This window comes from Streptosporangium sp. G11 (assembly GCF_051192615.1).
Classification (GTDB): Bacteria; Actinomycetota; Actinomycetes; order Streptosporangiales; family Streptosporangiaceae; genus Streptosporangium.
This window is the reverse complement of record NZ_JBPJUQ010000045.1, coordinates 21,719-46,854: the sequence shown is the minus strand read 5'-3', so window position 1 is coordinate 46,854 and position 25,136 is coordinate 21,719. Positions and strand designations below refer to the sequence as shown.

At 73.9% G+C, this 25,136-nt stretch carries 20 protein-coding genes and 1 riboswitch; of the genes, 10 read left to right on the top strand and 10 right to left on the bottom strand.

Translation table 11 applies throughout. From position 1 onward, the window contains the following. The first annotated feature begins 32 nt into the window (after window positions 1–32). Both ACSDR0_RS32380 and ACSDR0_RS32375 read left to right on the top strand, forming a co-directional pair. Window positions 33–2,546, top strand: coding sequence for a molybdopterin-dependent oxidoreductase (locus ACSDR0_RS32380; protein WP_435292712.1), 2,514 nt, complete (start codon window positions 33–35; stop codon window positions 2,544–2,546). Window positions 2,547–2,583: 37 nt separating this feature from the next. Beyond that, window positions 2,584–3,507 (top strand): FAD binding domain-containing protein, encoded by a 924-nt coding sequence (locus tag ACSDR0_RS32375; RefSeq protein ID WP_435292711.1) that lies wholly within the window; start codon window positions 2,584–2,586, stop codon window positions 3,505–3,507. A 133-nt stretch (window positions 3,508–3,640) separates the two neighbouring features. Here the strand turns inward: ACSDR0_RS32375 and ACSDR0_RS32370 are convergent, their stop codons facing one another. Then, window positions 3,641–4,312 (bottom strand): response regulator, encoded by a 672-nt coding sequence (locus tag ACSDR0_RS32370; RefSeq protein ID WP_435292710.1) that lies wholly within the window; start codon window positions 4,310–4,312, stop codon window positions 3,641–3,643. Then, entirely contained in the window at window positions 4,309–5,742 is a 1,434-nt protein-coding gene (locus ACSDR0_RS32365) for a histidine kinase (RefSeq protein WP_435292709.1), read from the bottom strand. The genes ACSDR0_RS32370 and ACSDR0_RS32365 overlap by 4 nt, the downstream gene beginning before the upstream one ends. 554 nt (window positions 5,743–6,296) lie before the next feature. Here ACSDR0_RS32365 and ACSDR0_RS32360 point away from each other — a divergent pair. Further along, window positions 6,297–8,285 (top strand): alpha/beta fold hydrolase, encoded by a 1,989-nt coding sequence (locus ACSDR0_RS32360; RefSeq protein ID WP_435292708.1) that lies wholly within the window; start codon window positions 6,297–6,299, stop codon window positions 8,283–8,285. 244 nt (window positions 8,286–8,529) lie between these two features. Here ACSDR0_RS32360 and ACSDR0_RS32355 read toward each other — a convergent pair whose 3' ends face one another. Next, the gene (locus ACSDR0_RS32355) at window positions 8,530–9,003 is read right to left on the bottom strand and encodes a low molecular weight protein-tyrosine-phosphatase (RefSeq protein WP_435292707.1); all 474 of its coding nucleotides are present in this window, start codon (window positions 9,001–9,003) and stop codon (window positions 8,530–8,532) included. A gap of 2 nt (window positions 9,004–9,005) precedes the next feature. Further along, complete coding sequence (locus ACSDR0_RS32350) at window positions 9,006–10,283, bottom strand: cytochrome P450 (RefSeq protein WP_435292706.1); 1,278 nt, start codon at window positions 10,281–10,283, stop codon at window positions 9,006–9,008. A 217-nt stretch (window positions 10,284–10,500) separates the two neighbouring features. Between ACSDR0_RS32350 and ACSDR0_RS32345 the strand changes: the two genes are divergently transcribed. The 6 genes from ACSDR0_RS32345 to ACSDR0_RS32320 all read left to right on the top strand — a co-directional run bounded on the left by ACSDR0_RS32345 (window position 10,501) and on the right by ACSDR0_RS32320 (window position 14,992). Continuing rightward, on the top strand, window positions 10,501–10,899 hold the full coding sequence (locus ACSDR0_RS32345) for a TIGR03618 family F420-dependent PPOX class oxidoreductase (protein WP_435292705.1): 399 nt from the start codon (window positions 10,501–10,503) through the stop codon (window positions 10,897–10,899). 3 nt (window positions 10,900–10,902) lie between these two features. Then, entirely contained in the window at window positions 10,903–11,451 is a 549-nt protein-coding gene (gene def, locus ACSDR0_RS32340; protein WP_435292704.1) for a peptide deformylase, read from the top strand. Window positions 11,452–11,700: 249 nt separating this feature from the next. Further along, complete coding sequence (locus tag ACSDR0_RS32335) at window positions 11,701–12,129, top strand: pyridoxamine 5'-phosphate oxidase family protein (protein ID WP_435292703.1); 429 nt, start codon at window positions 11,701–11,703, stop codon at window positions 12,127–12,129. Then, entirely contained in the window at window positions 12,122–13,474 is a 1,353-nt protein-coding gene (gene cbiE / locus ACSDR0_RS32330; RefSeq protein WP_435292702.1) for a precorrin-6y C5,15-methyltransferase (decarboxylating) subunit CbiE, read from the top strand. Before ACSDR0_RS32335 ends, cbiE begins: the two co-directional genes overlap by 8 nt. Beyond that, on the top strand, window positions 13,471–14,214 hold the full coding sequence (gene cobM / locus ACSDR0_RS32325) for a precorrin-4 C(11)-methyltransferase (protein WP_435292701.1): 744 nt from the start codon (window positions 13,471–13,473) through the stop codon (window positions 14,212–14,214). Before cbiE ends, cobM begins: the two co-directional genes overlap by 4 nt. Window positions 14,215–14,236: 22 nt before the next feature. Beyond that, window positions 14,237–14,992, top strand: coding sequence for a cobalt-precorrin-6A reductase (locus ACSDR0_RS32320; protein WP_435292700.1), 756 nt, complete (start codon window positions 14,237–14,239; stop codon window positions 14,990–14,992). Between the two features lie 47 nt (window positions 14,993–15,039). Here the strand turns inward: ACSDR0_RS32320 and ACSDR0_RS32315 are convergent, their stop codons facing one another. The 3 genes from ACSDR0_RS32315 to ACSDR0_RS32305 all read right to left on the bottom strand — a co-directional run bounded on the left by ACSDR0_RS32315 (window position 15,040) and on the right by ACSDR0_RS32305 (window position 19,668). Continuing rightward, on the bottom strand, window positions 15,040–16,755 hold the full coding sequence (locus ACSDR0_RS32315) for an ABC transporter ATP-binding protein (protein ID WP_435292699.1): 1,716 nt from the start codon (window positions 16,753–16,755) through the stop codon (window positions 15,040–15,042). Next, entirely contained in the window at window positions 16,752–18,614 is a 1,863-nt protein-coding gene (locus ACSDR0_RS32310; protein WP_435292698.1) for an ABC transporter ATP-binding protein, read from the bottom strand. Before ACSDR0_RS32310 ends, ACSDR0_RS32315 begins: the two co-directional genes overlap by 4 nt. A 157-nt stretch (window positions 18,615–18,771) precedes the next feature. After that, window positions 18,772–19,668, bottom strand: coding sequence for an alpha/beta hydrolase (locus ACSDR0_RS32305; RefSeq protein ID WP_435292697.1), 897 nt, complete (start codon window positions 19,666–19,668; stop codon window positions 18,772–18,774). Between the two features lie 95 nt (window positions 19,669–19,763). Here ACSDR0_RS32305 and ACSDR0_RS32300 point away from each other — a divergent pair, with 95 nt between their 5' ends. Continuing rightward, on the top strand, window positions 19,764–20,798 hold the full coding sequence (locus ACSDR0_RS32300) for a PucR family transcriptional regulator (protein ID WP_435292696.1): 1,035 nt from the start codon (window positions 19,764–19,766) through the stop codon (window positions 20,796–20,798). 283 nt (window positions 20,799–21,081) lie between these two features. Here the strand turns inward: ACSDR0_RS32300 and ACSDR0_RS32295 are convergent, their stop codons facing one another. From ACSDR0_RS32295 to ACSDR0_RS32285, 3 genes are read right to left on the bottom strand one after another with little or no spacing between them, the layout of a single operon-like run. Then, window positions 21,082–22,617, bottom strand: coding sequence for a precorrin-2 C(20)-methyltransferase (locus ACSDR0_RS32295; protein WP_435292754.1), 1,536 nt, complete (start codon window positions 22,615–22,617; stop codon window positions 21,082–21,084). Window positions 22,618–22,637: 20 nt separating this feature from the next. After that, window positions 22,638–23,264 carry a precorrin-8X methylmutase gene (locus tag ACSDR0_RS32290; protein ID WP_435292695.1) on the bottom strand — a complete coding sequence of 209 codons (627 nt, stop codon included), beginning with the start codon at window positions 23,262–23,264 and terminating at the stop codon, window positions 22,638–22,640. Next, entirely contained in the window at window positions 23,261–24,865 is a 1,605-nt protein-coding gene (locus ACSDR0_RS32285; protein ID WP_435292694.1) for a precorrin-3B synthase, read from the bottom strand. The genes ACSDR0_RS32290 and ACSDR0_RS32285 overlap by 4 nt, the downstream gene beginning before the upstream one ends. A gap of 46 nt (window positions 24,866–24,911) precedes the next feature. Next, window positions 24,912–25,084: riboswitch (cobalamin riboswitch) on the top strand. Window positions 25,085–25,136 lie beyond the last annotated feature (52 nt).

Genomic DNA, 25,136 nt, shown 5'->3' with positions numbered 1-25,136 from the left:
AACGTGATGTTGACGACGTCAACTGGAGAGCTATGAAGATCACGGTGAACGGGCTGCCCGCCACGGTGGACGCCGGCCCGGACGACGCCGCCGTAGACGTCCTGCGCGACGGGCTCGGCCTCACCGGGGCCAAGGCCGCCTGTCGTACCGGAGTCTGCGGGGCGTGCACGATCATGCTGGAGGGCGTGCCCCAGGCGAGCTGCCTGCTGCCGTCCGCCGCCCTGGAGGATCGCGAGATCACCACCGTCGAGGGCCTCGACCACCCCGTCCAGCGGGCGCTCGCGGTCCACGACGGCCTGCAGTGCGGCTACTGCACGCCCGGGTTCGCGGTGGAGGCCGCGGCCTTCGTCGACGACTGGCGCGCCGAGCACGGCGACGTCGCGCCGCCGCGCGAGCGGATCGCCGCCGCCCTGGCCGGTCACCTGTGCAGGTGCGGAGCCTACGAGGGGATCTACGCCGCGGTCGCCGCCGCCTGCCGGGGAGAGCACGACGGCGCCGCGGGGACGCCCGCCCGGGTCGAGGCGATGGACAAGGTCTCCGGCCGCGCCCGCTACACCACCGACGTACACCTCGAAGGTCAGCTGGAAGGGGTGATCATCCGTTCCACGAGGGCGCACGCCCTCGTCACCTCGGTCACGGTGGAGGCCGCCCACGTGGTCGACCTGCTGCCGCCCGACCGTACCGTCCGCTACGCGGGCCAGCCCGTCGCCGCCGTCGCCGCCCCCACCCGCCGCGAGGCGCTGGCGATCGCGGAGGCCGCGGAGATCGGCTACGACCCGAGGCCCGCCGCGCTCGACGACGCGCCCGACGCCCCGCCCGTCTACGACGAGGCCGCCAGAAAGCACGTCCCCAGCTCCAGCGAGGGAATGGAACTGCCCGGCGGCTGGAACGGCAACGTGCGCGGTCCCTTCACCAGGGCGAGCTGGCGCGGGCGCACCGCCGTCAAGCGGATCGAGGCCGCCAGGCGCGACGCCGACCCCTGCCTGGTGACCGGCACGTTCACCACCGCCGTGCAGGTCCACACCCCGCTGGAACCGCACGCCTGCGTCGCCCGATGGGACGACGAGGGCGACCTCCACCTGCACCTGTCCACCCAGACCGTGGGCGTGGCCGCCGAGAAGGCCGCCAAGCGGTGGAACCTGCCCGTCGAGCGGGTGCACGTCGTCGCCGACCACGTCGGCGGCGGCTTCGGGGCCAAGAGCGGCGTCACCGCCGAGACGATCGCCGCCGTCGAGCTCGCGAGGGCCTGCGGCGCGCCGGTGCGCGTGGTGCTCGGCCGCGCCGAAGAGCTCACCGACGCGGGCAACCGCCCCGGCACCCGCACCGTCCTCGAACTGCTCACCGACGACCGGGGCGACCTCGCCGCCCTCACCATGGACGTCCACGGGCGCGGCGGCGTGGCCATCGGGTCGGCCGTCGCGGTGATGGCCCGCCTCATGTACGGCACCGCGCCCCGGCGGCTCCGCGACTACGACGTCGTGACCAATGAGCCGCCGGGCACCCCGTTCCGCGGACCGGGGGCGCCGCCCATGCTCTGGGCGCTGGAGCAGGCCGTGGACGAGGCGGCCCACCGCCGGGGCGAGGACCCGATCGCGCTGCGCCGCCGATGGGACGGCAACCGCAAACGGCACGCCCTCTACGACCTGGCCGCTGCCCTGCCCGAGTGGACGACCAGGCCGCGGACCGGCTCCCAGACGGGCCGCTTCCGCCGGGGCGTCGGGGTGGCCGCCGCCAACTGGGCCTACATGCTCGACCCCGCCACGGAGGTGGAACTGCGCGTCGAGGGTGACGTGGTCGTGGCCCGCACCGTGACCCAGGACATCGGGACCGGTATCCGCACCGTCATCACCGACGTCGTGTGCGAGGAACTCGGCCTGCCCGCCGAGCGCGTCCGCGTCGAGATCGGCAGGACGGGCACCGTGTACGGGCCGCCCTCGATCGGCAGCCGCACCACGACCTCGGTCGCCCCCGCCGCGCGCGACGCCGCGCGGCGCCTGCGGAAGCTGGGCGTGACCGACGGCGCCAAGGTCGTCGGCGGGCGCCGCCGCGACCGGCGCGGCTACGTCACCCCGTTCCCGGTGGGCGGCATGGCGATCGGCCGAGGGTTCAGCGGTTCCGTCCACGTCACCGAGGTCGAGGTCGACACCCGCCTGGGCGCCGTCAGGCCGCTTCGGGTGTGGGCCGGGATCGCGGTGGGTCACATCTACGCCGAGCGGCTGGCGCGCAGCCAGTGCGAGGGCGGCGTCGTGCAGGGCATCGGCTACGCCCTGTACGAGGAGCGCCTGGTCGACCCGGTGACGGGAACCGTGCTGACCGCCAACCTCGACGACTACCGCATCCCCGGCATCGGCGACACCCCCGAGATCACCGTGCACTTCCACCGGGACGGGTGGGACCACGTCAACGGCCACGGCGTCGGGGTCGGGGAGATCTCCACGGTCGGCGTGGCCGCCTCGGTGGGCAACGCCGTCCACAACGCCACCGGCTGGCGCCCCCACGACCTACCCATCCGCCCCGACCGGCTCCTCGAGGGGATCACCCGATGACCTTCTCTCCGCGGTTCCCCACACTGGAAGGTGTTCGATGACCGTACTCACCGATCTCGGCGAGGCCGTGCGGCGCGGGGGCGAGTTCCGCGCCGGAGGCACCGACCTGATGGGCCGCCGCGCGGCGGGGCCGCACGTGGACCTGCGCGGCCTGTCCGATCTGTCCGGCGTCACCTGGCAGCCGGACGGCTCCGTCAGGATCGGCGCGCTGACCACGGTCGCGCGGGTGGCCCGCGACGCGCGCCTGGCCGCCGCCCACCCCTGCCTGGCGCTGACGGCGGCGGGCCTGGCCACGCCCCAGATCCGGGAGGTGGCCACCGTCGGGGGCAACCTGTTGCAGCGCAACCGCTGCGCGTACTTCCGCAACCCGGCCTTCTCCTGCCACCAGAACGGTGGCGACCACTGCCCGGCTCGCGCCGGGCTCGCCCCGAACGCCGCGATCCTCGACACCGGCCCGTGCGTCGCGCCACACCCGTCGTCGCTCGCGGTGGCCCTGCTCGCCTGCGACGCCTCCGTCGAGGTGCGCGGCGGGGAACCGTTCCCCGTCGCCGACCTGTACGGGGACGGCTCCGACCCCTCCCGCGACCACCTGCTGCCCCCGGGGGAGATCCTCGCCTCCGTCGTCCTGCCGCCGCCCGTGCCGGGGGAGCGGGCCGCCTACCACCGGGCGATCGGCAGGTCCGAGGCGGAGTGGCCGCTGGTGGAGGCGGCGGCGCGGCTGGTCACCGAGGGCGGGAGGATCACCTTCGCCAGGGTGGCCGCGGGGGGCGTGGCCCGCGTCCCCGTACGCCTGCCCGAGGTCGAGGAGGCGCTCCTGGCGGGCGAACCCCTCGACCGGGCCGCCGGGCTGGCCACGGCCCGGTGCGCTCCGGCGGCCCGTAACCACTACAAGATCGCACTGCTCGCCGGGACCGTCCTGGAGGTCCTGGAACGCGCGACCGGAACCGGCGAGCCCCGCTGACCGGCCCGCCCCGGCCCGCGCTCCGCCGCGCCCGGCCCCTCCGCGACGCCGCCTCGGCGCGGCGGGGGCGCCGGGCGGGCAGGCCGGTCCGCTGCCCGGGAGGGGACGTCACGGCGGGACCGCGAGGCCCGGCCTAGCGGGGCGGACGCGCCGCCGTGACCAGGCCCGTCTCGTAGGCGACGACGACGAGCTGGGCCCGGTCACGGGCACCGAGCTTGCCGAGCAGGCGGCCCACGTGCGTCTTCACCGTCGCCAGGCTCAGGGTCAGGTGACCGGCGATCTCCGTGTTGGAAAACCCCTTGGCGATGAGCGCCAGCACGTCGAGCTCCCGCCCGGTGATCCCGTCGAGCCCGCGGACCGGTGGGCGCGCCGGTTCGGGGCGCCGGGAGAACTCGGCGATGAGCCTGCGCGTCACCGTCGGGGCGAGCAGCGCCTCGCCCGAGGCCACCACCCGGATCGCGGCCAGCAGGTCGCCCGGCGGGGTGTCCTTGAGCAGGAAGCCGCTGGCCCCGGCCCGCAGCGCCGCGTAGACGTACTCGTCCAGGTCGAACGTGGTGAGCATAAGCACCCGCACCCCCGGGACGCCCCCGGGCCCGCAGATGCGGCGGGTCGCCTCGATGCCGTCCATCTCCGGCATCCGCACGTCCATGAGCACCACGTCCGGTGACGCGCCGCGCGCCAGCTCCACCGCCTCGGCGCCCGTCCCTGCCTCGCCGACCGCCACCAGGTCGGGCGCGGTGTCCACCAGCACCCGGAAGCTCCCGCGCAGCAGCGCCTGGTCGTCGGCCACGAGCACCCGGATCACGGGGCCTCCTCGTACGGCACACGCGTCTCCTCGTACGGCATGTGCGTTTCCCCGCGAGACGAGCGCGTCTCCCCGGACGGCATGTGCGTCTCCTCGTACGGCATGTGTGTCTCCGCGTGTGACGCGGCCGTCTCTCCGTGTGGGACGCGCGTCTTCCCGTAGGGCACGCGTGTCTCCTCGTACGGCATGCGCGTCTTCTCGTACGGTATGCGGGCCGAAATCCCGAATCCGCCCTCCGGGCGGCGCCCGGCCGTGAGGCTCCCGCCGTACATGACCACCCTCTCGCGCATCCCGATCAGCCCGTGTCCCGGCCCGCCCGGCGGCACCCGTCTGCCGGGCCCGTCGTCGGAGACCTCGACCCTGACCTCGCCGTCCGACGCCTCGACCGAGACCCGGCACCGGGCGGGGGCGGCGTGCCTGACGACGTTGGTCAGCGCCTCCTGGACGATCCGGTAGACCGACAGCTCCACCCCCTCGGGAAGGCCGGCCGCCCGGACGTCCAGCTCGACGCGTACCCCGGCCGTCGACGCCCGCTCCGCGAGGCCGGTGAGGCCCGCGAGGCCGGGGGAGGGGGCGAGGGAGGGTGGCGCGTCACGGGCGGGATCACGGGCGTGATCGCGGTCGGAGTCGGGGGCGGGGTCACGATCGAGGTCGAGGTCGAGGTCACGGTCGAGGGCGGGCGCGGAGCGGAGCACTCCCAGCAGCTGGCGCATCTCGGCCAGCGCGCCCCTGCTCGTGGTCTCGATGACGCGCAGCGCGTCCGCGGCCTCCTCGGGCCGCACCGCGGCGACGTGGTTGGCGATGCCCGCCTTGACCGCGATCAGGCTCATGCTGTGCGCCACCACGTCGTGCAGTTCGCGGGCGATCCGCAGCCGTTCCTCGGCCACCGCCCGGCCCGCGAGCTGCTCGGCCGCCCGCGCGGTGTAGGCCCGTCGCTCGCGCACGGCGCGGCCCACGATCCAGGCGCCGCCCATGAACGCCACCCCCAGCAGCAGCGGCCCGATGACGCCGGGCACGGGGGCGGGGGTGCCCGTCGCCGACAGCAGCAGGACGGCCACCGCGCTGCAGACGCCGATCGCGATCGTGGGTTCCCCCCGGGGCCGGGGCCGGGTGAGCGCCACCATGTAGATCGCGAAGGCCGCCGCCGCGAATCTGTCGTGCACCGTGCCGAGGAGGACGACGGACACCAGCGACATCGCGAGGACGACGCAGAAGACGGTGAGCGGCCACAGCCGCCGCACCGCGAGCGGCAGGACGACCCCGGCCAGGAGCAGCGACTCCGCCCACGCGGGCACCGCCGGGTCCAGGCGCCCGGCCCCGAACAGCAGCAGCGCGACCGCGTACCCCACCGCCGCCAGGGCGTCGAGGCGGACGAGCCGGTCGCGGCTCCAGTGCCGTGGGAAGAGCGAGTCGTCCACGGTGAGGTCCACGGTGAAACCGTATCCGCCGGGGTCGTGCCCCCGCCTCCTCCCAGGGGACGTCATCCCCGGGGCCGACCCTCCCGTGCCTCGGCCCTCTCCGTCGGACCCGAGGCTGACCGCGAAGTGCCCGCCGTGGCCCGACGCGCCCGAGTCCCGCCCCGCGAGAACCTCGACGGCATGATCGAGGTCAGGGAGTTGACCAAACGCCACGGCGCGACCGTCGCGGTGGACGGGATGAGCAGGCGCCTACCTCAGCCACTTCGCCACCCGCGCGTCGCGCTCCTCTCACATCCCGGAGCGGAGTGCCCCCGCCGGAGGCTCGGATCTCCAGTCTGTACGTCTTGGATCGGGCTACCGGCCACCTTTTCGAAGGCGGTGCGGAAGACCTCGCCCGCATCCTGATGATCACGATGTCGATCGCAATCATCGACTCCTTGTCCAGGTTCTCGCTCTTGAGCGGTTACGCGGGTAGGGCTGCCCTTACCTCCGATACACCGGCAGGCGTCAGCGAGCCGCCAACCCGTTCGCACCAGACTCGCTCCTGACACACAGGAGACGTCAGCATGGACACCTCGGGATCGACCCCCGCCAGAATCATTGCCCTGGCGGCCATGACCCTCACCATCCTCGCCCTCGGCTACCTGGGCGTACGGGATACGACGACACCGGCGGCGTTCCCCGCGGCCAAGGTCGGCACACTGACCCTGAACCCCTGCACGTACGAGACCGAAACCGGAGCCCTCCCGGCGGACTGCGGCACCCTGACCGTCCCCGAGAACCACGACGTTCCCGGCTCCCGGCCGATCACGCTGCCCGTGAAACGCATCCGGGCCACCGGCCCCGACCCGGCCGAGCCGATCTTCCGTCTCGGGGGCGGGCCCGGTCAGACGAACATGACCTTCAAGGAAGCCGCCCGCCTCTCCGACCGGCACGACATCGTCCTGGTCGGCTACCGCGGCATCGACGGTTCCGTCGTCCTTGACTGTCCTGAGGTGACCACGGCGATGCGGCACTCCGCCGACCTCGCCGGACCCGACACAACGCGCCGCACCTCCCAGGCCTACGCCGACTGTGCCAGACGCCTGACCGAGGACGGCACCGACCTCGACGGCTACTCGCTACCCCAGCGCGTCGAGGACCTGGAGGCCGTCCGCGGCGCACTGGGCTACCGGCGGATCAACCTGATCAGCCAGAGCGTCGGAACCCGCACCGCCATGATCTACGCCTGGCGCCATCCGCGGTCCATCCACCGGTCGGTGATGACCGGCGTGAACCCGCCCGGCCACTTCCTCTGGGACCCCGCCATCACGGACGACCAACTCGCCCGATATGCCCGACTGTGCGCCCAGGACCACGCATGCGCCGCACGCACCGAAGACCTCGCCGCCTCCATGAAGGCGACCGCCGCCCACCTGCCCGACCGGTGGGGACCCCTGGCCATCAAAAGCGGCAACGTCCGCGCCGCGACGCTGATCGGACTGGTCAACTCCACACGATTCGCCGCGCCGCTCAACGCGCCCGCGATGCTCGACGCCTGGCTGGCCGCCGCCGACGGCGATCCCAGCGGGCTCTGGGCCATCTCCCTTCTCGCCGACCTGACCATCCCGACGTCCTTCGTCTGGGGAGAATCCGCCGCGACCACCATGATCGACGCTGCGCCGGTCGACCGCTACTACGCCGGAGGGGGCGACCCGGGCTCGATCCTCGGCAACGCCGGCGCGGATCTGCTGTGGGCCGGCGGTGGCCTCACCAAGGCGTGGCCGTCCAGCCCCGATACCCGCGGATACCAGCGGACGCGCCCGACCGACGTCGAAACGCTCCTGATCAGCGGCACCGTCGACTTCACCACACCCGCCGAACCGGCCACCAGGGAACTGCTGCCCGCATTGCCCAACGGCCACCAGGTGATCCTGGCCGAACTCGGGCACACCACCGACTTCTGGCGCTATCAGCCCGAGGCCAACCGGCGACTGCTGACCGCCTTCTTCGACCACGGCCGGGTCGACACCTCCGGATACACCACCCACAAGGTCGACTTCCAGGCCGGCGCGCTCAGCATGCCGAACATCGCCAAGATCCTCGCAGGCGTCCTGACCGGCCTCACGCTGGCCGCCGCCGCCCTGCTCGCCGGGATGACCCGCCGGGTACGCCGCCGCGGTGGCTTCGGACCCAGAGCCGGCATCTGGCTGCGCGTCCTGACCCCGGTGATCCTCGGCCTCGGCGGCTGGTCCCTGGCCGTGCTGACCGTGTCGATCCTGTGGCCGGCGACCTACCTCGGCGACCCGCTCGTCACCGTACCGCCCGTCGGCGCCGCCATCGGCTACGGCGCCTACTGCGCCTGGACCCGCCGCGACCGGACCTCTCGGCACCGGCACCGGGGCCTGGCCGCCGCACCGGCCGCGGCACTCGCCGGAGCCTGGCTGGGGTTCTCCGCCGCCGATGGCCTCCCCGGCGCGACGACCACGATCATCGGCGCCGCCCTCGCCGCCAACCTCGCCCTCCTCACCCTCGACATCATCGGCGACCGCGCCGCCACACTGACGGAGAGCTGATCCACCGTTCCCGCCGGCGGACCGGTGACCTCTCACTCGGAATGCGGCAGCGGCTGGGAATCGCGGCGGCGCTGCTCGGTGACCCGGGCGTGCTGAGTCGTCGCCCTCGGCGCGGCGGCCGTCGCGCTCGCCCGCAGGGACGTTTGACCCGGTAGCCGGTTTGTGATCTACGTTGTAAAGGCGATGGCGCGGACGAGATTTCCCCGTAGAAAGAGCAGGGTTCACAAAGGCGTGGGACGGGACCTCACCTGAGGGTGGCCGCCAGGTGCTTGGCCAGACCCTCGGAGGCGGCCTCGACCATCTCCAGCACCTCGGCGAAGCCCTCGCGCTCGCCGTAGTAGGGGTCGGGCACCTCGGCGCCCTCGGGGGCGGCGGGGTCGAAGGAGCGGAACAGGCGCACGTCCGCGCCGTCGGGGGCGAGGCGTCGCAGGGCGTCGAGGTTGTGGGCGTCCATGGCCAGCACCAGGTCGACCCGGTCGTACCAGCCGCGCAGGAACTGCCGGGCCCGGTGCTCCGAGCCGTCGTAACCGTGGTCGGAGAGCATCTCGGCGGCCCGCGCGTCCATCGGACCGCCCTGGTGCCAGCCGCCGGTGCCCGCGCTGTCGACCGTGACGAGATCACCGAGACCGTGGTCGTCGAGGGTCTTCCTCAGCACGACCTCGGCCATGGGGGAGCGGCAGATGTTCCCCATGCACACCACGCATATGCGATAACTCATGCCTACCAGGATGCCGCCTGCCGGGGGTGCGCCGACCGGGCGGGCGGATGGGCGGGAAAGGAATCCTCGCCGAAGCAAATCCCGCCGCCGGTCCGGGGGAGCCTGCGCACCCGGGGACGCAGCAGGACGCGCCGCACCACCTCGGGGACGATCGCGGCGCCCAGGTGCCGTCCCAGGCAGAGGTGCGGGCCGTAGCCGAAATGCAGGCCGCTGTGGGAGGGCCGGTCGACGCGGAAGGCGTCGGGCTCGGGTACGGCGTCCGCGTCGAACATCGCCGAGGCGGTGCAGGCGAAGACCAGCGTGCCCGCGGGGATGAGTGTCGCGCGCGGGGTGCCCGCCGCCAGAACATGGTCGCTCTCGCACAGGCGGAAGATCATCCGGTTGGGCGGGGCGAACCGCAGGGCCTCCCAGACATGGGCGTCGAAGCGCGCCGGATCCGCCTCCGACGCCGCGGCGACGGCGGCCCTCCCCACCTCGTCGCGCGACAGGAGCTCCTCGACCGCTCCGGCCACGGCCTGCGCGGTGTTCTCCACCGACCCGACGAGCAGACCGGCCATGTTGGCCAGCACGCGCCGGTCGCAGAAGGCGATCTCCTCCGGCGGCTGGCCGCGCAGCAGGCGGGTCAGCACGTCGTCGGGGACGGTACCGCCGCAGCCGAGGCGGGCCCGCCGGTCGTCGACCAGGTCGTGGAGACGGTCGCGGAGCCGGGCGCCGGCGTCCAGCGAGGCGGCGTGGACCGCGGGGTCGCCGTGCAGGTTCTTGAAGATGTCGGTCTGGGCCGCCCGCGACCACGCGGACAGCTCGTCGAGCCCGATGCCCGCCAGCCCGAAGTATTCGCGGCAGACGCGCAGCTGGACGTGGCGAGCCAGCTCCGCGACCGCCTCGATCCGCCCCCCGGGCCGGGCGTCGTCCAGCGCCTCGTCGGCGAAGGCGGCGGCCATGCGGCGGACCCGGGCCACGTCCTGGACGGGCAGCACGCTCTGCATGAGGCCCTTCTCCGCCCAGTGCAGCGGCGTGTCGTCCTGCGACAGCATGAAGCCGCCGCCCAGGAACGGGTCCATGCGCGGGGCGTAGAGCCGGACGGTGAAGACGCGCTCGCGCGACAGCACCTCGATGACGTCGGGGAAGCGGGTCACCAGGGTGAGCAGCGGTGTGTGCATGATCGGCCGGCATTCCCGCAGCTCGGCGAAGAAGGCCCGCCACTCGGTGCGGATCCATGAGACGACCAGGGCGGGCCGCCGTTTCTCCGCCGCCGACTCGTACCGGTCGAGAAACGACATCGATCCCCTTAGGTCGCCACCGGAATGCCGGATCAAGTGGTAACACGCAGGGTGACGGAGAGTCAACATTCGGTAATCGGGAGAGGCCTCGGTCGGCTTCTGGCTGGACGCGGACCCGGTTTCGCGCCCTGGCGATTTCCCTGGGGGGCGGTGAAAGCGATCACGCGTGCGTGATGTTCGATTACCTCATAGGCGCCGTTCGTAACGTGGAGGTCCCATGGCAAAACTCACTGAAAACGCCAAGGAACTGCTCAGGCAGCCCGTGCACGCCTGGGTGACCACCGTCAGGCCGGACGGCTCGTTGCACAGCACCGTCGTGTGGGTCGACGTCGACGGAGACGACGTCGTCTTCAACACGGCCGTCGGCCGGGCCAAGGAGCGCCATCTGCGCGAGGACCCGCGTGTGTCGGTGAGCGTCCTCGATCCCAAGGACGCCTTCCACCTGGTCAGCGTCTCTGGCACGGCCCGGATGGAACTGGAGGGCGCGGACGAGGTCATCGACCACCTGACGAAGAAGTATCTCGGAGTGGAGACCTATCCTTTCCGGACCCCGGACGAGAGGCGCGTCACCGTGAGGGTCACGCCTGACGACGTCATCTTCAACGCCGGAGGCTGAGGGGTGGAGACGAGCGGCGAGGGCAGGCCCACGCCCATCCGTCATGTCGGCGACCCGGTGCTGCACCGGCCCTGCGAGCCGGTCACCCGTTTCGACGAGAACCTGGCCACGCTGGTGCACGACATGTTCGCCAGCATGTACGCCGCCGACGGTGTGGGGCTCGCGGCCAACCAGATCGGCGTCCCCCTGCGCGTGTTCGTCTACGACTGCCCGGACGACACCGAGGAGTACCGCAAGGGCGTCGTGGTCAACCCGGTCCTGGTGCTGCCCGAGGCCACCGAGCGCACCCTGGCGGAGTACGACGAGGGCTGCCTGTCGGTACCGGGACAGCGGGGGTCGCTCGCCAGGCCCGACCGGGCGGTCGTGCACGGCTTCGACCTGGCCGGGGCACCCCTGACGGTCGAGGGCACCGGACTGCTCGCCCGGTGCCTGCAGCACGAGACGGACCACCTCGACGGCCGCCTCTACATCGACCGGCTCCCGGCGGAGCGGCGCGAGGAGGTCCTGCGGGCCTACGAGGAGGAGCGCGACCGGCCTGCCGAGGAGGACTGACCGGTACCGGTCGACGGCGACGGGCCGACGGCGCCGCTCAAGCCAGTGCCGATTCGGTGTCGGTTGGTGCCGGTCAGCGCCGGTTCGGTGTCAGTCTGGTGCCGGTCACGGCAGGTTCGGTGCCGGTCCGGTATCGGCTACGGCAGGTTCGGTGCCGCTTCGGCCGGGCGGGAGCGGCGGCGGGGCCCCGGCCGGCGACCGGGCCCGGTGGTGGACGCGGTCCGCCGCCGGGTCCGGCTCGGGACTACCATGTCGCCCGGTAGAACGGCATCGGGGAAGGGCTGGCTGTTGAAGGATCTCGGGGAGGAGCTCCGCGCGTTCTGGCGGGAGCGGCACCTGTGCACGATGACCACCGTGCGCGCCGACGGCACGCCGCACGTCGTCCCGGTGGGGGTGACGCTGGATGCCGACTCGGGAATCGCCAGGGTGATCACCTCGGGGGGCTCGCACAAGGTCCGCCACGTGCTCGCGGCGGGGGACGAGGGGGCGGCCGTCGCGGTCTGCCAGGTGGACGGGCGCCGCTGGTCGACCCTGGAGGGGCGCGCGGTGATCCGTACCGACCCCGAATCGGTCGCCGACGCCGAGCGCCGCTACGCCGAGCGCTACCGCGCGCCCCGGGAGAACCCCGCCCGCGTCGTGGTCGAGATCCGTCTTACCCGGGTGCTGGGCAATGTCTGACCCCGCCGTCCCTGACCTCGCGCCCCCTGACCTCGTCACCGGTTCCGTCGCCGACCCCGCCGTCGTCGTCGTCGGCATCGGAGACGACGGCTGGGCGGGTCTCTCCGAGGCGGCGCGGCGCGAGCTGCGCGCCGCCGAGGTCCTGATGGGCGGCGCCCGGCAACTGGAGCTCATCCCGAAACCCGGGTCCGAGCCCGAGTCCGAGCCCGAGTCCGAGCCCGAGTCCGGGGCCGAGCACGGTAGGGAGCCCGGTGCCGAGCGCGTCGTCTGGCCCTCTCCGCTGCTCCCGGCCCTGCCCGCGCTCATCGCCTCCCACCGGCGACGCAGGGTGTGCGTGCTGGCCAGTGGCGACCCCATGTTCCACGGCATCGGCACGACCCTGGTGCGGCTGCTCGGTGCCGACCGGGTCCGGGTCCTGCCGCATCCGTCGTCGGTCTCCCTGGCCTGCGCCAGGCTCGGGTGGGCGGCCGACCGGGTCGAGGTGGTCAGCCTCGTGGCGCGCCCGGCCGAGGTGCTGCATCCGGCCGTCCACGACGGCCGCCGGGTCCTGGTCCTCAGCGCCGACGGCCGTACCCCGGCCAGGGTCGCCGGGCTGCTCGCCGCCCGAGGTTACGGCGCGAGCCCGATGACGGTCCTGGAACGGCTGGGCGGCGCCGGGGAGCGCGTGGTCTCCGGCACGGCCGCCACCTGGTCCCTGCCCGCGACCCACGACCTCAACGTCGTCGCCGTGGAGTGCCGCGCCGACGCCGGGACCGTTCCGCTGCCCCGCCTCCCCGGCCTGCCCGACGAGGCGTTCGAGCACGACGGGCAGCTCACCAAGAGCGAGGTGCGCGCGGTCACCATGTCCCGGCTGGCGCCCGTCCCCGGGGAACTGCTGTGGGACGTCGGCGCGGGCGCGGGCAGCATCGGCATCGAGTGGATGCGCGCGCACCCGGACAACCGAGCCGTCGCGGTGGAGTCCCACCCGGAACGGGCGGCCGCGGTCGCCCGCAACGCCGCGGCGCTGGGCGTCCCCGGTCTCGACGTGGTGACCGGTGCCGCGCCCGCCGCGCTCGCCGGGCTGGAGCCGCCCGACGCCGTCTTCATCGGCGGCGGGGTGACCGTTCCAGGGATGGTCGAGGCGTGCTGGGAGGCGCTGCGGCCGGGGGGCAGGCTGGTGGCCAACGCGGTGACCGTCGAGTCCGAGGCGGTCCTGGCCCTCTGGCACGGCAGGCTCGGCGGAGGCATGGTCCGGCTCGCGGTCAGCAGGGCCTCCCCGGTCGGCGGTTTCACCGGCTGGCGGCCCATGATGCCCGTCACGATCTGGACCGCGGTCAAGCCGCCCGCCTCGGAGGGAAAGCGATGACGGTACGTTTCATCGGAGCCGGGCCGGGCGCCGCGGATCTCATCACCGTGCGGGGCCAGCGGGCGATCGCGTCCGCGCCGGTGTGCCTGTACGCCGGGTCGCTGGTCCCGCCCGAGCTGCTGGAGTCATGCCCGCCGGGCGCGCGGCTGGTCGACACCGCGAGGATGGCCCTGGAGGAGATCGTCGCGGAGATGGTCACCGCCCACGGGGCCGGACACGACGTGGCCAGGCTGCACTCCGGCGACCCGTCGGTGTTCAGCGCGATGGCCGAGCAGATGCGCAGGCTGGACGCCGAGGGGGTGCCGTACGAGGTGATTCCCGGCGTGCCCGCCTTCGCCGCCGCCGCGGCGTCGCTGCGGCGCGAGCTCACCGTGCCGGGGGTGGGGCAGACGATCGTGCTGACCCGGACCTCGGTGCGCGCCACTCCCATGCCCGAGGGCGAGGACCTCGGCACGCTCGGCCGCAGCCGGGCCACGATGGTCCTGCACCTGGCGGTGCAGCGCATCGAGGCCGTCGCGGCGGAGCTCGTCCCCAACTACGGCGCCGACTGCCCGGTGGCCGTGGTGGCCAGGGCCAGCCGCGACGACGAGGTGATCCTGCGCGGCACCCTGGCCGACATCGCCGGGCAGGTCCGCGACGCGGGCATCCTCCGTACCGCGGTGATCGTCGTCGGCCGCGTGCTGACCGCCTCGGAGTTTCCCGACAGCCACCTGTACTCGGCCGCCCGCTGCCGTGACTGACCCCGAGTTCCGAGGTGACGGCGTGCTGAACGTCCTGATACTGGGCGGCACCGACGAGGCCAGGCGGCTGGCCGCCGCGCTCGCCGGGCGGGCGGAGACGCACGTGGTCTCGTCACTGGCGGGCCGGGTGCGCGACCCGAAGCTGCCGGTGGGGGAGGTGCGCGAGGGCGGTTTCGGCGGTGCCGACGGGCTCGCGGCGTGGCTGACGAAGCACGGCGCCCACACCGTCGTGGACGCCACGCACCCGTTCGCGGCCAGGATGACCGCCTCAGCGGTCGAGGCGGCGCGCCGGACCGGCCTGCCGCTGCTGATCCTGCGGCGCCCCGGCTGGCAGGCGGCTCCCGGCGACGACTGGCGCTGGGTGCCCTCCCTGGAGGCCGCCGCCGAGCTGCTGCCCTCGCTGGGGGAGCGGGTGTTCCTGACCACGGGACGCCGCAGCCTGCCGGTCTTCGCCGGGCTCGACGGCCAGTGGTTCCTGGCCCGCTCGGTGGACATGCCGGGGCCGGTCGTCCCGCGACACCTGAAGGTGCTGCTCAGCCGGGGGCCGTTCACGGTGGACGGCGAGCTGGCCCTGATGCGCGAGCACCGGGTGGAGGTGCTGGTCACCAAGGACAGCGGCGGTGAGATGACCACCGCGAAGCTGCTGGCCGCCCGCGAGCTCGGCCTCCCGGTCGTGATCGTGCGCCGCCCGCCGCCGCCTGGGGGAGTGACCTCGGTCGAGACCGTCGAGGCCGCGCTCGCCTGGCTGGAGACCGTGGCCGGTCCCGGCCCCGCGTGACGGGACCGGCCCCAGGGTCGGGGCGACGGGATCGGCCACGGAACGCGTCAGCGAGCACGTGCCGATGTCGTGGAGATCTCCCAGAAATCGGCGTAGCGGCCACCTCGGCGCAGCAGGTCGTCGTGGCCGCCCTCCTCCACGATCCGGCCGCCGTCCAGGAAGACGACGCGGTCGGCGCGCTGGACGGTCCGCATCCGATGCGCCACCGTCACCACCGTCCGGCCCGCCATCAGGCGCTCGATGCCCTCGTGGACGGCAGTCTCGTTCAGCGGGTCCAGGGCGGAGGTCACCTCGTCCAGCAGCACGATGGGCGCGTCCTTCAGCAGCGCCCGCGCGATCGAGACGCGCTGGCGCTCACCACCCGACAGCAGCGCGCCGCCCTCGCCGACGTTCGTCGCCCACCCGCCGGGCAGGCGCTCGATCACCTCGTCCAGCCGCGCCGCGGTCGCCGCCGCCCGTACCTCGGCCTCGCCGGCGCCGGGACGGCCGAGACGCACGTTGTCCTCGATCGTGCCGTCGAAGAGGTAGACGTCCTGGAAGACGATGGCGATCCGCGCCATCAGCGCCTCGGTACGGATCGCGCGCACGTCCACACCTCCCACGCGCACCGCGCCCTCGTCCACGTCGTGGAACCGCGCGAGCAACTGCAGCAGCGTGCTCTTGCCCGCGCCCGACGGCCCGACGACGGCGAGCCGCTGTCCCGCGGGCACGGACAGCGAGAGGTCGTCGATCACCGTGCGGCCGCCCTGCCGGAAGGTGACGGACGCGAACTCCAGGTCATGGCGTACCGGCTCGATCGGTTCGCGAGCCTGCGGCAGCGGCTCGGTGCGCAACACCGCGTCGAGTCTCGCCAGCTCGAAGCGCGCGCCGCGCAGCCTGCCGCCGATGTCCGACAGCGACAGCAGCGGATCGGCGCAGCGGGCGGCGAGCACCAGGATCGCCAGGACCTCCGCCGCACCGACGATCCCGCCGAGCGCGAGGTAGGCGCCCAGGATCAGCAGTACGGTGAACATCGCCTGCACCGTGAGTGTCAGGCCCAGCACGCCGGGCAGCGCCGACAGCGTGGAGCGGCGAGACGCCCGCTGGAGACCGGACAGCGCGTCGTCGAGCGACCGGAAGTGCTCGGCGGTCCGGCCCCCGGCGCGCAGCACCGGCTGGGCCTGGAGGTATTCGATGACCCTCCCGGTGGCCTCGTCGCCGCGTTCGGCGCGCTCCGCGTCCCCGGCGGCCGTCGAGCGTCCCGTCCAGACCTGGATCGCCGCCACGACCGGTACGGCGGCCAGCGCGGCCACCCCCATGTGCCGGTCGAAGGCGAGTATCACGACCACGATCGTCAGCGGGGTCACGCAGGCGGAGATGAGCGGTGCCAGCAGGTGCGCCGCCACGCCCATCGCCTGCAGGACGCCCTCGCCGGCCAGGACCGACACCTCACCGACGCGACGGGCGGTGAACCAGCCGAGGGGCAGCCGGGCCAGATGGTCGCCGAAGCGGTGGTACACGCCGCGCAGCAGCGCGGTCCCGACGCGGAAACCGGACAGGTCGCTGCGATAGCGCAGCACCGCGTAGGCCGCGACCGCGGCCCCGAACGCGATCAGCCAGGGCCGGGCGTCCGCGGGCCCGCCGCCGAACAGCGCCCGCAGCACCGGGACCATGAGCGCGTAGGACAGGCCCTCGGCTATCGCGGTCACCGTCATCAGGGCCGCGGTGCGGCGCATCGGCCGGGCGTACTCGGGTCCCAGCAGCCGCAGCAGCGTTCGGATCATCGGGGCTCGCCTCCTCGTGGTGCGCCGGCGGGGGATTCGGCCCCATCGGCGATGGCCGACGGATAGGTCGACGGGTGGGTCGACGGGTGGGCTCGCCAGAACGCGGCGAATTTTCCGTTCCGTTCCAGCAGCTCGGCGGGCCTGCCGCGCTCGACGATCGCGCCGTCCTCCAGGACCACGACGGTGTCGGCGTCGGCGACCGTCTCCAGGCGGTGGGCGATGACCAGGACCGTCCGGTCGCCCGCCGGTGTCGCCAGGGCGCCGCGTACCGCCTGTTCGGTCCGCGGGTCGGCGAAGGCGGTCGCCTCGTCGAGCACCAGGACGGGCGCGGCGGCGAGCAGTGCGCGGGCGATCGAGATCCGCTGTGCCTCTCCACCCGACAGCCTGGCATCCTCGCCGATCACCGACTCGTATCCGCGCGGCAGTTCGAGGATCCGTTCGTGGATGTTCGCCAGCCGGGCGGCCCGGACCACGTCGTCGAGGTCGGCGTGCGGTACCGCCAGCGCGATGTTGTCCGCGACCGACGCGCGCAGCAGGCGAACGTCCTGGAAGACGAAGGAGACCATCCGGTGGAGCTCCCGGTCGCCGAGCTCCCGGAGATCGACGCCGCCCAGGAGGACCGAGCCGTGGGTCGGGTCGAAGAAGCGAGGCAACAGCCGGACCAGCGTGGACTTCCCGCTTCCCGACGGCCCCACGATCGCGGTGACCGTCCCCGGTTCGAGTACCAGGTCGATCCCGCGCAGCACCTCGTGACCGGCTTCGTAGCCGAACCGGACGTCACGTAGTTCCACCCGGTGTCCCCGCGGCGCGACCGGGCGCGCGGGCTCCGGCAGTGACGGCACCGCGAGCACGTCCCGGATCCGTCCCATCGCGCGCCGGGCGGCCTGCAGGTCGTCGAAGCCGTGGCCGAGAGCCGCCACCGGAGCGGTCAGTCCCAGACCCAGCAGCAGGAAGGGGAGCAGATCCGCCGGGGTCATGGAACCGGTCGTGATCAGTGCCGTACCGCCGGTCAGCACGACCAGCAGCACGAACGGCGGCGACAGCGCCAGCGCCATCCCCGCGGCGATCCCGGAGATGCCGAGCACCCAGCGGGAGAAGGTGCCGGCGAACTCGTCCGTGGCCGTGAGGAACTCGCGGTGGGCGCGCTCGCCCCCGCCGAACGCCTTGACGACCGAGATCCCCTGCACGAACTCGACGGCCGCATTCGAGATCCGTCCCATCGCCCCGTCGAGCGCCTCCTGCTCGCGCAGGCGGCTCGGGGTCATCATCAGCGGGACCAGCGCCACGGCCAGCGCCACCGGGATCATCGTGATCAGCGTGAGCCGCCAGTCGACGGCGAACAGGTAGACCAGCGACACCAGCGGCACCACGAACGCGGAGACGAGCTCGCCGGGGGCGTGGGCGATGAGCGGGTGCACGGCGCTCACGTCCCGCCCCACCACCTTCGCCAGCTCACCGGTCCGGCGCCGGGAGAGCCAGCCGATCGGCACGCGCCCCAGCCACGCGGCCAGCCGCCGGCGGAACGACAGCTGCACCTGGTCGTCGAGGACGTGCCCGATCCCGGACGACGCGGCCGTGAACAGCAGCCGGACGAGCAGGCCGGCCGCCCCCGCGATCACGACGCCCCGGACATGACCGTGGTCGATCGGGCCGGGTGACAGCAGGGCACGGCCCAGTTCGGCGACCGCCAGCAGCGGCGCCAGCCCCGCGACGGCGCCGACGATCTGCAGGACGGCGACGGCGGCGAGGCCCCGTCGATAGGGCCGCAGCAGCCCCGCCGGGCCCTGTTCCGCCGCGTGATCGGTGTCCGGTGGTGGTGCGGACCGCTCCCTCGCCTCGGCGATGTCGGTGGCGTTCATCGCTCTCCCGTCTTCGTCGATCTCGTCGTGACCGGGCCCGTGCCTGGTCACGTAACGGGGCCCGTGCCTGGTCACGTAACGGGGCCCGTGCCTGGTCACGTGACCGGCCACGTGACCAGGCCCGTGACCGAGTCGGCGGTGGATGATGGGGCCGGCCTCACTCGGCCAGGGCGCGGCGCAGGGCCGCGGCGAGCTCGGCGATCTGCCGCTGCGACACCTCGGCGGACAGGATCGCCTGCGACCCGTGGAAGGTGCCGGGCCACTGGTGCAGCTCGACCGACACGCCCGCCTCCAGCAGGCGCAGCGCGTAGCCGATGTCCTCGTCGCGGTTCGGGCAGAGCTCCGCGGTGGCGATGTAGGCGGGTGGCAGGCCGGACAGGTCGGCGGCCCGCGCCGGGGCGGCGTGCGGTGAGGCGGGCGTGGAGCCCAGGTAGTGCCGCCAGGCCGCGGTGACCTTGTCGCGGTTCATCCAGGGCGTGTCGGTGAAGTTCCGGGCCGACCACGTCTCCTGCCGGTCGTCGAGGCTGGGCTGGTTGAGCAGCTGGAAACGGATCCGCGGCCCCTGCCGGTCACGCGCTCGCAACGCCACCGCGGCCGCGATCCCCGCGCCGGCGCTGTGACCTCCGACCGCGATCCGCTCCGGGTCGATGCCCAGCTCGGCCGCGTGCTCGGCCGCCCAGGCCACTACGGCGTAGACGTCGTCCAGGGCGGCCGGGAACCGGTGCTCGGGGGCGAGACGGTAACCCACCGAGATCACCATCGCGCCAGAGGCGTCCGCGAGCCGGATGGCCCACGGGTGCTCGGTGTCCACGTCACCCATGACGAATCCACCGCCGTGCGACCAGACGACGGCGCCCCGCGTCCGGTGCGGGCGGTAGATCCGCACCGTCACCTCCGGATCGGCGGGCACCGTGCGGTCCTCGATCTCCATGTCCGCGATGTCGGGTACCGGTATCGCGGTGGCCAGCTCGGCGAAGCTCTTGCGCTCGATGACCGGATCGGTCAGGTCTGCCCGGGGGAACAACGGGATGAATGCTTCCAGCTCTGGGTCCATAACCGAGATCCTCGCAATTTGTATCCCGGGGATCATCCGCCACTCGTCGGGTATTCCACCCCTGCCGCGCGACGATCGCCGCATATCCTTCCGGCATGGAGGCATTGGCCGCACGGCTGTCGCAGCTGGACGCGGAGGCCGGGGGCGCGCTCCGCGTCGTGATGTTCTACGACACCCTGATGCGCCGGCGGGTGGATCTTCCGGCGCTCGCGCGGGCCTCGGCGGGCCTGGCCGAGTGCGTGGCCGGGATCCGGCTGCACGGCACGGGCCGGGTGATCCGCATGTCGCCCGGCGGCGGGGAGGCGTCCGCCCCGGCGCTCCCCGTGTCCACCACGACGCCGATCACCCTCGACGCCGAGGAGGTCGGCACGGTGTGGCTGGAACGCCCCGGCCCGCCCGGCCCGCTCGACGAACTGCTGCTGGACCGGCTCGCCATCGCCGCCACGGCGGTCGTCGAGAGGTACGGCCCGGCCCGCACCACCATGGCCGACCCCGCGCTCGTCGAGCTGGTGATCAGCTCCGACAGCGACGAGGCGGCCAGGGCACGGGCCCTCCGGCTCCTGGGCTTCGCCGCCGACCTGCCGATCCGCGTCATCGCCGTACGGTCGCGGCGCCCGCTCGACCAGGTCGGCGGCCTGGTCTGCCCGACCCGCCCGGTGAAGGCGGCACCGGTCGCCGACGTGGGCGTCATCCTGGCCACCACCATGGACCCGTCCAGGTTTCCGGCGGGCGTTCGCGCGGGCATCGGCGCCGCGGAGAGCCCCGACCGATCCTGGCGGGAGGCCCGCACCGCCCTCCGCTTCACCACCGCGCGCCGGCCGGTCGTCCACCATGACGACCTGGGCGTGCTGGCGCTGCTCGCTGAGATACCCCGGGACACCGCGCGGGACAACGCCGACGTGGCCGCGATCGCCCGAATGGCAGGCAACCCGGAGGACCTGGACACTCTGGACGCCTACTGCGCCACCGGTTCCCTACGCCGGGCCGCCGACCTCCTTCACCTGCACCACAGCAGTGTTTCCCGCCGGCTCGAACAGATCGGCAAGAACCTGGGCGTCGAGCTCACCGAGCCCGCCGGGCTGGTACGGGCCGGACTCGCCCTCACCACGTGGCGGCTCCTCGACGACTGAGGCCCGCGGGCAACGACCGAGGCACGCGGGCGGGCGGCGGCCGGCACGTGGCAGGCGCACCGCGCCGCCATGCTCGCGCGCCAGGCCTGGAGCGGTCCTCATGCTCGCGCGCCAGGCCTGGAGCAGCCCCTCATGCTCGCGCGCCAGGCCCGGACCGGCCGCCATGCTCGCGCCCGGCCCGGACCGGTCCCCCGCGGCCGTGCAACCTCCGGCCCGACGCGTTGCGCGGAACAGCGGTGCCGGATCGGCCCCCCGACAACAGTGCCACCCCCGGCCCGGCACGTTACGCGGGGTAGCGCCGGGGAGTGAACACCACCCGGCTGCCGTCACCCCGCTCGGCCACCCGCGTGGTGGACGAGCCCACCAGCAGCAGGCAGCGCATGTCGATCGCGTCGGGATCCAGGTCGCCGAGGGTGGTGACGGTCATGCTCTCCCGTGCCCCGCCGACGTCGCGGCCGACGACCACGGGGGTCTCCGGCGCCCGGTGCTCCAGCAGCAGGTCCCGCGCGGCGGCCACCTGCCAGGTGCGGCTCTTCGAGGCCGGGTTGTAGATCGCCAGGACGAGGTCGGCCTTGGCCGCGGCGCTGATCCGCTCGGCGACCACCTCCCAGGGCTTGAGCAGGTCCGACAGCGACAGCACGCAGTAGTCGTGGCCGAGGGGCGCACCGGCCCTGCTCGCCACCGCGTGCGCCGCGGTCAGGCCGGGCAGCACCCGTACCGGCACGTCCGCGAACCTCGGCTCGCACGCCACCTCCAGCACCGCGCTGGCCATCGCGAACACCCCCGGGTCGCCCGAGGACACCACGGCCACCCTCGATCCGGCCGCGGCCAGCTCCAGCGCGTGCGCGGCCCGTTCGGCCTCCACCCGGTTGTCGGTGGGGTGGCGGCGCTGGCGCGCGTTGGGCGGGACGCGGTCCAGGTAGGGGCCGTACCCGACGAGTTCGTCGACACCGGCCAGCGCCTCCTGCGCCTCCGGCGTCAGCCACGGCCGCCCGGCGGGACCGAGCCCCACCACGACCACCTCGCCGCGTGCCCTCACCTCACCCTGGGCCCCGGCCCCGGTCCCGGTCCCGGGTTCGGCGGCGGGCGCGGGACCCGCCGCGTTGACGGGGCTCGGGATCAGCGCCAGGGAGAAGTACGGGACGTCGGCGGGGTCGACCTCGGCGAGGGGGGCCAGGCGCTGCTGCCCGGTGGTGGCGCGCTCGACGTACCAGGCCTCGTCAAGACGCCCGGCCTCGGCCAGCGCGTCGCGGACCTTGGTGAACGTACGGCCGAGCTTCAGCACCGCGGCCGAGTCGGTGGCCGCCAGGCGCTCGGCGAGCACCTCGGCCGGGAGCGTGCCGGGCAGCACGGTCAGAATCTCGTCCCGCTCGACCAGCGGGCGCCCCAGGACCGCCGAGGCGCCGCTCACCGACGTCACGCCCGGCACGACCTCGGTGACGTAGCGGTGCGACAGGCGCTTGTGCATGTGCATGTACGAGCCGTAGAAGAGCGGGTCGCCCTCGCACAGCACCACCACGTCGCGCCCGGCGTCCAGATGGGCCGCCAGCCGCACCGCGCAGGCGGCGTAGAAGTCGTCGATCGCCCCCTGGTAGCCCCCCGGGTGGTCGGTGGTCTCGGTGGTGAGCGGGTAGATGAGCGCCTCCTCGACCTGGCCCTCCCGCAGGTAGGGGGCGGCCACCGAGCGGGCGATGCTCCGGCCGTGGCGGGCGCTGTGGAAGGCGATCACATCCGCCTGGCCGATCAGGCGGGCGGCCTTGACGGTCACCAGTTCGGGGTCGCCGGGTCCCAGGCCCACGCCCCACAGTCGTCCGGTCACGCGTGCGGTCACGTCGTCGCTCACTCTTCCTCGCTCGCCATCGCGTTGACCGCGGCGGCGGTCATCGCGCTTCCGCCCCGGCGTCCGTTCACGACCAGGTACTCCAGGTTCGCCGGGTGTTCGGCGAGGGCCTCCTTGGACTCGGCGGCGCCGATGAAGCCGACCGGGACGCCGATCACGGCGGCCGGGCGGCCCGCGCCCTCCTCGACCATCTCCAGCAGCCGGAACAGCGCGGTCGGCGCGTTGCCGATCGCGACCACCGAGCCCTGGAGCCTGTCGCGCCACAGCTCCAGCGCGGCGGCGCTGCGGGTGGTGCCCAGCTCCGCGGCGAGTTCCGGCACCCGGGGGTCACCGAGGGTGCAGACCACCTCGTTACCCGCGGGCAGGCGGCGCCGGGTCACCCCGGAGGCGACCATCATGGCGTCGCAGAGCACCGGCGCGCCCGCGCGGAGCGCCTCGCGCGCCGAGGCCACGACACCGGGCGACCAGCGCAGATCGCCCACCAGGTCGACCATCCCGCAGGCGTGGATCATGCGGACCGCGACCCGGGCGACGTCGGCGGGCAGGCCGTCCAGGTCGGCTTCCGCGCGGATGGTGGCGAAGGAGCGGCGGTAGATCTCCGCGCCGTCGCGGACGTAGTCGATCACAGTTCCCCTCTGGCGGCCGCCACCGCGGCCGCGGTCTCCTCGATGCCGGAGCAGGTCAGGCCGGTGCCGTCCAGTTCCAGGCGGTAGCCGTCGCCGGTGGCGACCACGTCCGCGACCCGGCCTCTCGGGCGACCGCAGCGCCTGGCGCAGCCCGCCCAGTGCACGGGGAGCGTATCGGTGCCCGGCCCGATCGCGGACGGCGGGGCCACAGGCGGTCCCCCCTCGGACGGCTCGCTCCTGAACGACCTGTCCTTGGACGGCTCACCCCTGGACGACCTGACCTCGGGCGGCTCACCTTTGGACGGCTCGCTCTTGGACGACCTGTCCTCGGGCGGCTCGCCCCTGGGCGGTCTGCCACCGGACGGCGGGGCGGCGGACGGCTGGGCCATGCCGATGGCGGTGGCCGCGTCGGCCTGGACGTCGGCCAGGGACTTGGCGCAGCCTGGGCGGCCGGTGCAGGCCGTCACGCCGATCCACGGGGAGCCGGGGTCGACGATCAGCCCGGCGGCCTCCAGCCGGGCGGCGGTGCCCGCGACCTCGGCGCCGTCCAGGCCGGGCAGGACCACGCCCCGCCACGGCGTGAGCCGGATCTCCCCGCCCGAGGCGGCGTCCGCGAGCAGTCGTGCCGACGCGGAGGTCAGCCGCCCCAGCGGGACCGCCACCCCGAGCGCGACCCGCGCGTCTCCGCCCCCGGTGCCACCCCTGCCGCCGCCTCCGGGGTTTCCCTCGATCCCGGCTCCGACTCCGGTCACGTCCGCGCTCCCGACGACCCCGACCGGCCCGAGGGTCGCCGCTCGCGGTCTCACCGGTTCGAAGGGCGCCGTACCGGAGATCCCCAGGGCGGTTCGCACGCGGACGGCGATCAGGGAGGGGCCGTCGGGAAGTTCGGAGATCCGCCACGCGGTGACGTCCCGGGTGGACAGCTCGTCGAGGAACGCCTCGGCGGCGGCGAGCAGGGCGGTCACGGCTCCGCCCAGTGGGACGCGCAGCCCGCTGTCGGTCCCGGCGAGGATCAGCGCGGCCTCGTCCGGTCCCGTCGGCAGGATCCCGGCGTCCGCCCCCAGACCGGCCACGTCCCCCCGGCCGTCGTCGAGGGCGAACATGAACCGTCCGGGCAGGGCGGCGAGGGCGGGCCGGGCGCACAGCCGCCGGTCCAGCTCGCCGATCAGCGGGGTGACGTCGGCGATCCCGCCGCCCGCGTGGTTCGTACGGCCCGTGCCGCCCGTGCCGCCCGCGACGTCCAGCCCGGTCAGCCCGTCCAGCCCGGTCAGCGGGGAGGCGAGGATGTTGCGTACCCGCTCGTGCGTCGCCGAGGGCAGCAGGCCCGCCTCCGCCATCCGCGCGGCGAATCCGCTCCCCGTACCGCTGTCAGGACTCTCCGGGCCGAGGCCGCGTACCTGGACGTTCGCGCGGGAGGTCAGCTCGATGACGCCGCCGCCGTACGCGGAGGCGGCGTCGGCGAGCTCGCGCAGCTGGAAGGGGGTCAGACGGCCTCCGGGCACGCGGACGCGGGCCAGGCCGCCGTCCGCGGCGGCATGGACCTGAAGCGCCCCGGGGCACGCGTCGAGTCGCGATCGTCCGGAAAAGTCGGCAATGAACACTCAGAGGATGTTAACGCCAGTTTCTTGCAACGAACCGGACTGCCGTAGTGTCATCGGTGGCGACGGCAAAGGGAGGAAGCCGGTGTGATTCCGGCGCGGTCCCGCCACTGTAACCGGGGAGCGAACCCCACCCGGGCCACTGTCCGACGACGGACGGGAAGGCCGGGGTGAGCACCGATCCGGGAGCCAGGAGACTCCAGCCGTCGCGGCCGACGACGACCCGGGGCGAGGACCCCGAGGGAGGAAGCTCCGTGCGCTTTTCGCCGTTCCC